The organism is Archaeoglobus sp., from assembly GCF_017656475.1.
Lineage (GTDB): Archaea > Halobacteriota > Archaeoglobi > Archaeoglobales > Archaeoglobaceae > Archaeoglobus.
On the sequence record NZ_JACDNT010000022.1, the window covers coordinates 19,295 to 31,111 of the forward strand.

An 11,817-nucleotide genomic window follows, 5' to 3' on the forward strand; every position below is an offset into this window, starting at 1 on the left:
GCAACTTAGACACCAATTTACCGGTAAATTATAGTATCTGGCATAACCAAATTAACCAAAATCCGAGAACTTTCTCATCCACTTTTCTGTGAAGCTAATTCTCTGAGTTAACTTGTAAAAGCTATCCGAAATCACTTCCTTAAGCTCCTCAAAACGTCTTTATGAGAAGGGGGGAGATCACCCTCTTTATTGCTCTCCAGATCTGCTCAATCGGATTCAGATCGGGAGAGTAAGGGGGAAGGTAAACAAGAGAAATATTCAGTTCCTCTGCTTTCCTCCTTGTTTTTTAGCATGATGCGATCTGAAGTTGTCCAGGACGATGACTATGGTTTTATGGGGATCCCTATTCCTTATCTCCTCCAGAAATTCACATACGGATTCTTTTTTGGAATTCTCTTTGAAATCAACAACGCTCTCCCCATTTATCGCATAGAAACCGAAAGTATTGACTTTCATCTTTGTCGTGTTCTTCTTCACAGATGGTTTATTGAAGGACCAAAGCCTTTGAGTGTTTGAAGTAAGTTGCGGAGAGGTTTCATCCAGAAATCCTATGATGCAATTTTCCAACTCAATTTCTTCAAGTTTCGTACGTGCGTAGCACGGCGCGCCATCGCTCAGCGATGTGCGTTTTAAACCCCTCCTCTGCATTTTCAGGCCTTCTGCAATCCTTTGGATAGGGTTTGGCATATTTCATTCCGAAAGATCTTAGTATTCTGCTTACGTGCCTTAAGCTGTACTCCACTCCAAACCTCTCCTTGATGAACTCTCTCACCTCCTTCGTTGTCCAGTCATCCCTCTCCTTCAGAATAGCCTTCAGCTCCTCTTTCTGCTCATCGCTTAACTCAGAAGGCCTACCTCCTCCGTAATTTGGTTTTAAACCTTCCAGACCCTTCTCGTTCCACCTTTCAAGCCATACGTAGCCTATAACCTTGCTCACTCCGACTTCTTTCGCTGCCTCAGGAACTGTAGCTCCTTTGTATAGCTCTTTTATGAAGAAAAGTTTTTTCAGGACTTCAGAGCAGATTTTTCTCTTTCGAATTTCTTCGTTTAGCTCTTCCATGGTTAGCCATCTAACAACTTCTTTTTCGGGTTTTCTTCCCAATTTCATTGGTTAAAAATGTTTTGTCTAATACTATACATCTGAGGTAAACCAGGTTAGAATTTCTAACTCAGTTTCAATAATCCTTTATCTTCCGAACTCAGGAACTGTTCTTGTGTCCTCGGATTCGAACCGGCGATCTCCGCCTTGTAAGGGCGACGTTTGGTTCGTTTGGAGAAGTCCGTGACCAGTATGGCGGTTCTTAAACGTAAGCATTGGGCAAAAATATGTAAATACTCAGAACAGAAAAACGATCGAAGCAAAGGTCTCAAGAACTAGAAAGGAAAGCGCCAAGATGGTAAGGGAGCGAGGATATACTCTGAACTGGCACCAGAAAAGTCTACTTACTAAAAAATGAAAAATTAGCTCTCGAAGGAAACGTTTTCGAGCTCCTCAAGCTCCTTCAGCAACTGTTCGATTTCCTGCAGTTCTTCAGAGATGTTTCCGAGTTCGCTGTAGACTTCTGGAGTTTCCGTAGGCGTTACGGTTGGCTGTGTTTCCTGCTGCCCCTCTGCCTGCTGCACCTGCGTGCATCCCATCAGTACAGCGGAAACCAGCAGAGTGATTAGCGCGAGCCAAAGCCTCATTCAATCACCCCGAATTGCAGACTCTCGTTACCGCTAAACTCAGTCTCGTTACCCATAGGCTCCTTCGGCGAGAGCTTGACCCTATAGTAACCCTCACCGCTGAGGTCGAGTGTACCCTTGCCTATGGCGATAATCCTGAACTCCCCATCACCGCTCGCCGTAAGCTGTCCCCTCGCGACTATGTGCAGCTCTCCGTCCCTTTCGACTTTGGTGACGATGTTCTCCTTTGGCAGTATGACGTTACCTTCTCCTTTTATCAGCACGTGGCTGAAGTTTCCGCTCAGCGTGAAACTACCCTTCACCTTCGCGTAGGCTATCCCGGACTCGTACCCGAGCACCTTGGCCCCGAGGATCTCCTCCCTCTCTCTGACGATCTCCTTCACTTTCTCAAACGCTTCGGCAAAGAGGTCTTTAGCTTCTTTAACTTTGCCCTCGAACTCTGGAGTTCCTACAGCCTTTTCAAGATCCCCAATAGTATCATTTATGTCGCTCAGCATCACATCCAGCTCGCTTGTATCGACGCTTTGGGCTTCGAGCCTGTCCCTGACCTGCTCGAGTCTCTCATACAAGTGCCTGAACTTCTCCACCGCATAACTGTGCACAGAAGCTCTTAGCTCGTACCTGAGGTCTTTCCACACCTCTCTGATCTCCGCCACCACACCTCTCAGATCTTCAGGGCTGTCGCTCTCGTTTATCTCGCTCTTAAACTCTTCCAGCTTTTCAAAGGTCTCGGCAAGCCTTTCTGCAATTTCCTCTTTCACATCGCTGGCGAGACTCAACTCGTTTATCTCAGCCTGGAGCTTCTCGATCCACTTTTCAACCATCACTACCCAGGTCAGGTAGTACTGTTTCCTGATCTCGAAGGCTTTCTCTTTCATCTCTCCCGCCTTCTCCTTAGCCCACTCTCTCATGTTCTTGGAGACTTCGGAGTACTCTTCCTTTGCCTTCTCCCACTTCTCTTTGGTTTCGCTCCTCTTTAGCTTCCGGAACTCCTTTACTCTCTCCTCAATATCTTTTCTCACATCCGTTGAATTCTCTTTAAAGCTCTCGAATCCACCAGATCTCTCGTCAACATTTTCAACCTCACTACTAGGGATCGCGTTTTCTGCACCATCCATCCCTTTGCTCCATGGCTGCGCTGCACTGGCAGCGATGCACAGGATTAGCAGGGGCACCAACCATCCCACACGCATATCACCTCACCTCACTTGTAACTTGTAAACTGATTTTCGGAAAATATAACGATACTTTCGCCTACTGCCCACTCCACGCAGAAAAGCTCGGCGCTGACACTTCATGAAACTTTACGAAGCTTTAGAACGCTTTAAAATGCGGGGGGAGGGATTCGAACCCTCGAACCCCTACGGGACTGGACCCTGAATCCAGCGCCTTTGTCCGCTCGGCAACCCCCGCCTAAGGGCGATTTCATTAATTGGATTTATGAGGTTTGTGGTGATTGTGTGGTTTTTGACGATACAAAAAACTTCTCAGAATGTGAGGTTAATGTGGGTTTTTTAATTGGAAAAAAGGAATTTTGAGGATTCCACAGATTTGGCCCGCTAACTCTTGAGCTTTTAACCCGTTGAGGTTAAGTGAGAATGCGAACCAAGTGCTACACTTTAGGCTCTCCAAAGTGCTTCCTGAACACATCGTAAATGTCCTCGGGCTTTTCAAGTATCGTCACACCATCCATCTGAGCGAGCTTTCTCACGTGCTCAACGTCCTCTTTTCTCACCCTTATCCTCAAATCCCTGCCATCGGGTAGCTTCGTTACCACCTCTCCCTCTTTGTAGTCGGATGGCATGATGTAGAGGGGAACGTAGGCTTTGAGGCCCATTATTGCCGCATTTGTCAGAAGAGTGTCCGCAATACCCATTGCAATCTTTGCAACGGTATTTGAGGTTGCAGGGGCAATCAGCAGAAATTCGTATCTCCCGACCTGAATCTGTCCTGCTAAGAATGGTTTGTTGGCGTCAATCTCAACTCTAACAGCTCCAAAGTTCTCCTTCAAGTCTTTCATCAGCTTGTAGTATTTAACAACCTCCTCTCCGGCCTTTGATAGGTAAACTGCTATCTCAACGTCCGGATATTTCTTCCTTATATCTTTCATCACCTCAACGGTCTCTGGCATCCTGTCTCCACTTCCAGTTATCCCCCAGGCAACCCTCTTCTTTTTCTCCCCCATTTTAGACACCCTCCAGCATTTTCAGCATTTCGGCAAATCTTTTGACGGTTTTCCTCAAACTTCTGAACCCCTCCTCGTCCTCCTTAACCCCCTCCAGCGTATCCTTGCTCCAGAATGTTGCGCCCAGGTTCGCTCCAAATGACCCCCCGCTAACAGGAATAATGCCATTGAGGATGTAGAAGGTCAGAATCTGCTGTATGGCGAACTCCTGCCCACCTATCCTGTCTCCCCCGACTGCAATCGCCATCCCAACCTTTCCGCGAAAGAAGTCGTAGTCTGCAGCAACCAGAGCTCTGCAGCGGTCCATTACCGCCTTTATCTGCGCGCTCACCCCACCGTTGTAGACAGGAGTGGCCATGATAATCCCCCTCGCTTCTCCCAGCATTTCATAGAGTTCCTGCATGTCGTCCTCAATCCTGCACTTCTTGTGCCTCAGGCAGTAGTCGCAGTGCTGGCAGGGGCTAATCTGCTTTCCCCTAACTGTAAAAAATTTGGTTTCAAATCCCCGCTCTTCGAGCATTTTCAGGGCTTCTGTGAGCACGTATTCCGTTGCCTTCTTTCTCGGACTTCCCGAAATGCCGAGTATCATCTCGCCAGCTCCGCTCCAAGCTCAAAGGCCTTCTGCAACTCCTCCTCACTCGGCCTGAACTTGACCATCAGTGGTTCAAGCGTTTCGAACTTCAGCTCTTCCAGCACCTTCTGAATCTCCTTGACAGCGTTGCCGTTCCAGCCGTATGAGCCAAATGCAAGTCCCTTTTTGTTCTGAGGCTTCAGCCCTTTGAGATAAGTCAGAAAGCCCGCAACCGGTGGGAACAGGCCGTTGTGAATCGTTGGAGAGCCTATCGCAACGGCTTTGGCATCCAGTATTTCTGTCACAATATCCGCCCACGGGTCTTTTCTGATATGGAAAAGTCTGACTTCCGCTCCTTCACTGCCCGCTCCATCGGCAATTGCCTCGGCAAGTTTCTCAGTTGAATGCCACATTGTGTCGAACACAACAACTACCTTGTTCTCGCTCTCGAAGTTCGCCCACTTTGAGTAGGCCTCTACAATCCTGCCTGGATTCTTCCAGATGACTCCGTGGCTTGGAGCAATCATCTCTATCTCCAATCCAGAACTCTGGATTTCCGAGAGCTTCTTTTTTATCAGGCCGGCAAGGGGCATGAGGATGTTGGCGTAGTAGAGTTTCGCCCAGCTTATCGCCTCCTCAACACCAAGCTCTTCATCAAACCTTTCCTCGCTGGCGATATGCTGTCCGAAAGCGTCGTTGGAGAAGAGAATCTTTTCCTCCTTAAGGTAGGTCGCCATGCTGTCAGGCCAGTGGAGCATCGTCATGTCGATGAACGTTAGCGTTCTTTTTCCAATTTTTATCTCATCCCCCCCCTTGACGACCTTAATGTCCCACCCTTCGCAGTCGTAGTACTTGCAGATTCCGTCTTTTGCTCTTTGAGAGCATAAAATGGTAGCGTTCTTGGCAATTCTCATCGTGTCGGGTAAACCACTCGAATGGTCTGGCTCAATGTGGTTCACAACAACGTAGTCGATTTCTGAGGGGTCTACGACCTTCTTTATTCTCTCCAGAGACTCCTTTACGAATTTGTGCTTTACAGTGTCAATTAGAGTGATTTTCTCGTCCACTATCAGGTAGGAGTTGTAAGTAAGCCCCCTTCTCGTCAGAAAATTGTGGAAATCCCTTTCGTTCCAGTCTATCGCCCCAACCCAAAACACGTTGTCCTTAATTTCTACCGGTTTCATGTTAGAAATTCGACCTAAAAGTATAAATCCCCTTCTTACGATTTTCGAAATTATAAATATCGCTTAAGGTTTGTTTGAGGCTAATCATTCGCAGAACCTCACAATCCCCCACAAGGTTCCGCTGTAGATGCAGCCATTCGGCCCTATCTCGGTCGCAGCGTAAAAGCTGTTGTGTGCGGGAAGTGGAGAGACCTTAGCGTACCACACACTCTCACCGCTTTCCCAGTTTACCGCCTCAAGCGTCCAGAAGCCACCTCTCTGCCCTATCGCATAGAAAAGGTTGGTTTTGGCACTCATTGTTGGTATGGCGTTCGGAAAGCTAACATCTTTATTTGCCCACGCTTTTCTCAGCTCCCTGCTTTTGCTGTCCCACACGAACTTCTCAACCCCGTATGGGGCTACGCCGGGAAGGTTTGAAACGAGCATGGAGAATGGCTGGAATCTCTCGGGAAGCAAATCGAGTATCCTCAAGCCGAGCCTGTTGTTCGTTATCACTGCCGAACAGTTTCTGACGAGAACTGACTGCTCTGAATAGCTCTCATCCGTCTCAAAACCGAAAGTTACGGGAACTTCTGCAGCAATTCTCCTGTCTTTCCCCTCCAGCCCTTTCCAGTCTTCAGGAATTTCGTCTCTCCAGAAGAGAACCATGTGCATCAGCTTCTGCCCGTCAGTTATAACAACAAACCTGTCATCTCCGCAGTTCATAAGCGAGGGGGTTGATCCGGAACCCTTTCCGAGCCTCCCCGCCATCTGAGTGCCGGTCATGTACTCCGCTCTCCAGCCGAGAGTGAGCTTCTCACCATCCCAGTTTATCCTGTACATCGCCTTATCCGTCACAACGTAAATCCCGCCATTCTCGTCTGCGGCAATGGAGTTCGAAACCCTCTCAGAACAGTTTCCTATGTGGAACACATCATACCTTCTGAAATCCTGCGAAACAACTCCGACTGTTGCATGGCTGGTTGCAAAGGCTATCATCCCGTCGTAGGTCATCGTAATTCCAACAATTTTTTCATCGCTATCACACAGAGCACTTTCAGGAATTTCAAAAACCCTCTTCAGCTCTATCTTCGACAACCTGTTTCCGGCAACTCTGTCACCGTAAGCTTCAATCCTGTCCAGCTTTGGCACGAAGAATGTGAAATTTGAGAGAATGCTGTAAGCCCCGCTGATTCCCATTTCGTGTTTCTCAGGCTTTACTTCATCAATCACGGTAAAATTTTCCAGGTCTATCTTCGCTATTTTGCCAGTAAAGCCGACAGTAGAGACCCATGCCACTCTCTTTCCGTCTGGATATGGCTTTGAAAAGGCTATTGTTATCGGCAGGTCGTATAGGAGCAGGAACTGAAATTTCAGCTTTTCCGGATGATAGGGTGCGTTTAAGGGGGAACTTGCCTGACAGTAGCTGTTTCTGTGGCTCTCTGCCCATACGCTATCCAGAAAGGGGTTTGTTGGTGGCTCATCTGCAAACGGGTTTGGATTCTCGTTTGGTGGTGAGCTTAGCTTAGCAACCTCAAGCACCGTTGTTGAAGGATAAAAGAAGAGCAAAACCGTTGGTAGAACAATTGGAAGCGAGATGATCAGCAGAATGAGTAAGAAATAAATTTTCCTCATTAGTTTAAACTATTATCAATTATATTTAAAGTTAACTGAAGATTTTTTGAGTTTGAGACGATTGCAGGATAAAAGCAATAAAGTAAGCAAAGAATAAAATGAGAAAAGCACTCCTTGTCTGCATCCACAATACAGCGAGGAGAGTAGCTGCATAGTGCTGCCTGTGAGTAATGTGGTTAGATGGTATATTGAGAATCCTGCTGGCAAGGATGAGGAGGTTTACAGAAGGGTTCTTGCAGAGATAGATGAAAAGGTTGCTTGTAGAGAAGCTTGAAAAAGCTAATGGGTTTTACATATGTGTAGCCTCCCATCTAAAGTTCTACAAGCTTCGTTATGCTTGCTGGTTTGTAATTTGATTAGGATTCCTTGTGTTGAAGCTTCACCTCCCCAAGACCAGCCAACTGATTCAGAACACTCAAGGCCGTATGCGTAATCACGTATCTCTTTCTCAAACCCTCCTGAGCAACATATCCAGCCTCCATCAGGTTCCGCAGGTGGAACTGCAGATGTCCTCCCTTAATCCCAACTGCCCTCTCGAGTTCTGCATAGCTTTTTCCTCCTCTGGCAAGTGTTTTCAGTATTTTAATTCTTATGGGATTGGATAGAGGGCTTAGGATTTCGGCCAGTAGCTCCTCGTCAATCTCCTCAATCTTTTTCCATTGCCTTAAGACAGCCCTTCTGTGCTCTTTAATCTCCATAGACTGCCTGATGAAGCTCTCGAGTGTCTCGAAGGTGTCAACAATGCTCTCCATACAGTTCCTGTCGGGACAAACTGTTGAATTGAGATATCTTGAAACAGCCTCCTTGTGCTTTTTCAGCTCCTCAAGCGCATCCTCACTCCCTCTCTCTGCGTAAATCCTTATAACTCTGGAGGTGGCTTTATCCACCCTGCTGAGACAGAAACTTCTGAACTTGCAACTGTCGGGGCTCAGTTCTTTTATCTTGTAGTACTCGTCTCTTACGGCAACTTTAAGCTCCGATAAGAACTCCTCTCTGCTATTCTTTTCCACAAGAGCTTCGACTGCAGTGCCAAGCACCATTACGCTGTCCTGCAGAACATCAACTTTCGTGCCAATTTCCTCAATCTTCTCGAGCAGCTCTTCCAACATTAGACTGTGCTCAGTCTTCCACTATATAAAACTATAGCTCCTACGATACGTTTATATAATTCGAAAATAAGTTTAGAAGGAGGTGAAAGAATGCACCATTCCCACCACCTTGAGATTTATGAGAAATTGAGAGAGAAGCTGAATAAGGCGCCGATTGGTCTGCCAAAGACTGTCAGCGGTGTTGAAAAAGAAATTCTGAGCGTTCTTTTTGATGAGGAAGAGGCCAGTATAGCTCTGCACATGCCCTTCGTAAGGTTCACCGCAGAGATGCTTGCCGAAAAAACCGGGAAGAGTGTAGATTACATCGAGAAAATTCTGAACGAGATGGTCAAGAAGGGGACAGTTTGGAAGGGAGAAAAGGATGGGGAGGTTTACTACAGGCTTTTCCCCGTCATTGTGGGATTCGCTGAGACTCCCTTCTGGCCGGGGTCGGGGAAAGACCCGAGACAGGAGAAGCTTGCTCCTCTGTGGGCAAAATACCGCAAAGAGGGATTTCTGGATGAGCTCGGAGATAGAAAGAAGCCTATAATGAGGGCACTGCCTGAAAGAGACACGATATCCGAGAAGTCCGAGATTTTGCCGTTTGAAGATGCGGTAAAGCTCGTTAAGGAAAGGGATTACATAGCTGTGGCTTACTGCCCGTGCAGGGTTATTGCAAGGCTTGTTGGCGAGGGGTGCAGACGCTCGCTTGAGAACTGCATCCACATGGGCTCTGTTGGCAAGTACATGGTCGAACACGGAATGGCGAGGAGGATTACTGCCGACGAGGCGATCGAAATTCTTCGGAAAGCGAACAGAGAAGGGCTCGTCCACCTCACAGAAAGGTCAAAGCATGTGGCGACGATATGCAATTGCTGTGATGATTGCTGCATCTTCTTCAAAGCAATTCATGAGGCAAAGCATCCCAACACAATAGCCCACTCAAGCTACTTTGCGAGCGTTGATCACTCGAAGTGCATCGCGTGCGGAATCTGCATGCTTCGATGCCCGATGAAGGCCATAAGGGTTAAGGTGAACAGAGAGCCTGCAAATGTTGACGTTCAGAAATGCTTAGGGTGTGGGGTCTGCGTCCCCACATGTCCGGTTGAGGCAATAGAGCTCGTTGAGAGGGATGAATACCTTGAACTCCCGGATGGGATGACATACGTGAGGGAACTGCTTGAGGACAAGGGGAGAGACCCGAGTGGACTTTTTGGTTGAGTGTTATTTTTAATTTTTGTATCTCTATAACTTTACTTTAATTTTATTACTGAAGCCACTCATCTGTCTTTTTTCAGCTTTCTCTCCGCCTCCTCCAAACACAAAAATTCAAATTATCTGCCAGACCGGTTGAGCCATGTACTTTGAGGTGTGGATAGACCAAACGAAAAAGAGAGAGGTTATTGAGAGGCTGAGAGAAGTCTGCGATGAGGTTCATGAGGTTTTCTATGACTACGACGTCATAGTTCGGGTGTTGGGGATGGAGGGAAAAAGACCTGCTTGAAATAGAGGGCGTAAAGAGAGTCAGGAGGCACTACAACTGCTAAACAAGCAAAAACCTGTCTCTTTTACTTTCAATCAAGCTCAACAAAATCATCCGGAAAGGGACAATCAAGAACAATCTCGAAGTTGTCAAATCCGATTTCCAGATTTTTTCGAATTTTTTAAGAAAGGATGGTGCCTATACCAGAAAGATGAGCCCACCAGCACGACAATCATCATCGAATGAATCTTTTTATAGCTTCCATCAAATGTGATATATGGGAGTGCTGGCTGAGACTGAGATAAATGGAATCAAATTAAAGCTGGTTCAGGGAGATATTACCCGCTATCCGGCAAAAGCTATTGTCAACGCTGCCAACAAGAGGCTGGAGCATGGTGGCGGGGTTGCATACGCAATTGCAAAAGCCTGTGCGGGGGATGCGGGCAAATATACTGAAATCAGCAAGAAAGCGATGAGAGAGCAGTTTGGAAGGGATTACATAGAGCACGGAGAGGTTGTTGTCACTCCAGCCATGAATCTGGAGGAGAGGGGGATAAAATACGTCTTTCACACAGTCGGGCCGATATGCAGTGGAAGGTGGAACGATAAGCTTAAGGAGAAACTCTTCAGGGCATTTCTCGGTCCCTTAGAGAAGGCTGAAGAAATGAAAGTGACCTCAATAGCCTTCCCGGCTGTGAGTGCTGGCATATACGGCTGTGAGCTTGAGAAGGTTGTTGAAACGTTTCTTGAGGCTGTGAAGAGCTTTAAAGGCTCAAATGTGAAAGAAGTAGCGCTTGTAATCTACGACAGAGAGTCTGCTGAGAGGGCTTTAGCAGTTCTCAAAAAATTTGCTTAATTTTTTCTTACCGCATCTTTTCTTATCACATCCTTCAATCTCATATGCTACCTTCCAGTACGCTCTCTCATAGCTGGAAATTCCGTTGATAATGCTGAGAAGCAGTGACGTGTACGTTAAAATCAGGTGTTCTCCCAGAGCCACAAAACTGAGACGAGTATTATCTCAACACTGTAGAGTATCCCGGTTTGAAGAGGTGCACCAAGTCTAGGGCAATTTCTATGTGCTCTCTGGCTCACTGAAAAACCCCTCATATGTGTTTTCGTTAGTGGGAGAATTGAATACAGGACGCTTGCGGCTATTGTGGGCTTCGGATCGGAAGAAAGAGAACGTTTTTTCATTTTTAATTACTTATTTTTTAGATAAAAATATAGATAAAACTCTTGCTGGGATATTGATTAGTTTTTGAAGTGAGGCAAATCTGAGAGCGTAAACTCAAATCAGATTCCGTGCAAAATCATCAATAAAGATTAAATAACGATAATGAAAAAACTCGAAGAGGTGTGTGTATGGGGAGCAAGGTAATTTTGATGGTTTTAATCATTGCTGGCATCCACTATTGGGCTGCTCTCAGCCTCAGACATCTGCGGGAGGAGAACTGCCCTGTATATGAAGGGTCAAAGGTTTACAGCGCGCCATCATTTTACTACCAGATAATGGGTATTCCGACTGAGGGTGTTACAGTTGAGGTTTATTTTGTAGAAAACGGGCGATGTAAGGGAAATTCTTAACTGGTATAAACAAAAGCTGTCGGATTACGAAATCGTCGAGGATATTGCTATTGCAACCATCAACACTCCTCAGGGAAGCGCCGAGTGGGGTGGTGTGCTGCTCAAGAAAGGAGATGAGGCTGTTGGCATTTGGGCTGCTGGTGGGACGGCTGTAGAAGGGGGAAAAGGTGTGGTTTATTACCTTGTTAAGGGGCCGGCAGACAACATACTGGAGTCCTCTACATATTCTCCAGCAGAAGCTGAAAATCTGCCACCATCGGATCAGGCATCGGGAGAAGAGCCGGTTGCAAGATATCCGGGTTCCGTTATGCTCAGCTACTACAAAGACACATCAGACCCACTGGAGGTAAAAATATTAGTGGACTTAGGGTGCTTACACAATCCTCAATCCAATCTCTTCTTTAACTTGTTCAATCTTC

General features: G+C 46.7%; 12 protein-coding genes, 1 tRNA gene and 1 pseudogene. 5 read left to right on the forward strand and 9 right to left on the reverse strand.

Features of this window, described 5'->3' with window-relative positions:
* Positions 1-51: 51 nt before the first annotated feature.
* The 9 genes and pseudogenes from H0Z19_RS07620 to H0Z19_RS07660 all read right to left on the reverse strand — a co-directional run bounded on the left by H0Z19_RS07620 (position 52) and on the right by H0Z19_RS07660 (position 8,349).
* A pseudogene (locus tag H0Z19_RS07620) lies at positions 52-1,102 on the reverse strand (IS630 family transposase).
* Positions 1,103-1,461: 359 nt separating this feature from the next.
* Positions 1,462-1,686, reverse strand: a complete 225-nt coding sequence (locus H0Z19_RS07625; RefSeq protein ID WP_290725403.1) for a hypothetical protein — start codon at positions 1,684-1,686, stop codon at positions 1,462-1,464.
* Positions 1,683-2,873 (reverse strand): hypothetical protein, encoded by a 1,191-nt coding sequence (locus tag H0Z19_RS07630; RefSeq protein ID WP_290725405.1) that lies wholly within the window; start codon positions 2,871-2,873, stop codon positions 1,683-1,685. Before H0Z19_RS07630 ends, H0Z19_RS07625 begins: the two co-directional genes overlap by 4 nt.
* 143 nt (positions 2,874-3,016) lie before the next feature.
* A tRNA-Leu gene (locus H0Z19_RS07635) sits at positions 3,017-3,099 on the reverse strand.
* 199 nt (positions 3,100-3,298) lie between these two features.
* Positions 3,299-3,871 carry an archaeoflavoprotein AfpA gene (gene afpA / locus H0Z19_RS07640; RefSeq protein WP_290725407.1) on the reverse strand — a complete coding sequence of 191 codons (573 nt, stop codon included), beginning with the start codon at positions 3,869-3,871 and terminating at the stop codon, positions 3,299-3,301.
* Between the two features lies 1 nt (position 3,872).
* A complete protein-coding gene (locus H0Z19_RS07645) occupies positions 3,873-4,460 on the reverse strand; it encodes a flavodoxin family protein (RefSeq protein WP_290725408.1) in 588 nt (195 codons plus the stop codon).
* Entirely contained in the window at positions 4,457-5,626 is a 1,170-nt protein-coding gene (locus tag H0Z19_RS07650; RefSeq protein WP_290725410.1) for an FprA family A-type flavoprotein, read from the reverse strand. The genes H0Z19_RS07645 and H0Z19_RS07650 overlap by 4 nt, the downstream gene beginning before the upstream one ends.
* An 84-nt stretch (positions 5,627-5,710) precedes the next feature.
* On the reverse strand, positions 5,711-7,240 hold the full coding sequence (locus H0Z19_RS07655; protein ID WP_290725412.1) for a hypothetical protein: 1,530 nt from the start codon (positions 7,238-7,240) through the stop codon (positions 5,711-5,713).
* Positions 7,241-7,596: 356 nt separating this feature from the next.
* Entirely contained in the window at positions 7,597-8,349 is a 753-nt protein-coding gene (locus H0Z19_RS07660) for a winged helix-turn-helix domain-containing protein (RefSeq protein ID WP_290725414.1), read from the reverse strand.
* Between the two features lie 90 nt (positions 8,350-8,439).
* Here H0Z19_RS07660 and H0Z19_RS07665 point away from each other — a divergent pair, with 90 nt between their 5' ends.
* The 5 genes from H0Z19_RS07665 to H0Z19_RS07685 all read left to right on the forward strand — a co-directional run.
* Positions 8,440-9,549 carry a 4Fe-4S binding protein gene (locus H0Z19_RS07665; RefSeq protein ID WP_290725415.1) on the forward strand — a complete coding sequence of 370 codons (1,110 nt, stop codon included), beginning with the start codon at positions 8,440-8,442 and terminating at the stop codon, positions 9,547-9,549.
* Between the two features lie 136 nt (positions 9,550-9,685).
* Complete coding sequence (locus H0Z19_RS07670; RefSeq protein ID WP_290725416.1) at positions 9,686-9,832, forward strand: hypothetical protein; 147 nt, start codon at positions 9,686-9,688, stop codon at positions 9,830-9,832.
* Between the two features lie 256 nt (positions 9,833-10,088).
* Positions 10,089-10,667: a [protein ADP-ribosylglutamate] hydrolase gene (locus H0Z19_RS07675; protein WP_290725417.1), complete on the forward strand. Its 579-nt coding sequence runs from the start codon at positions 10,089-10,091 to the stop codon at positions 10,665-10,667.
* Positions 10,668-11,176: 509 nt separating this feature from the next.
* Positions 11,177-11,398, forward strand: a complete 222-nt coding sequence (locus H0Z19_RS07680) for a hypothetical protein (RefSeq protein ID WP_290725419.1) — start codon at positions 11,177-11,179, stop codon at positions 11,396-11,398.
* A 94-nt stretch (positions 11,399-11,492) separates the two neighbouring features.
* Positions 11,493-11,817 (forward strand): hypothetical protein (locus H0Z19_RS07685; RefSeq protein ID WP_290725423.1); only part of this gene is annotated, 325 nt, incomplete at its 3' end.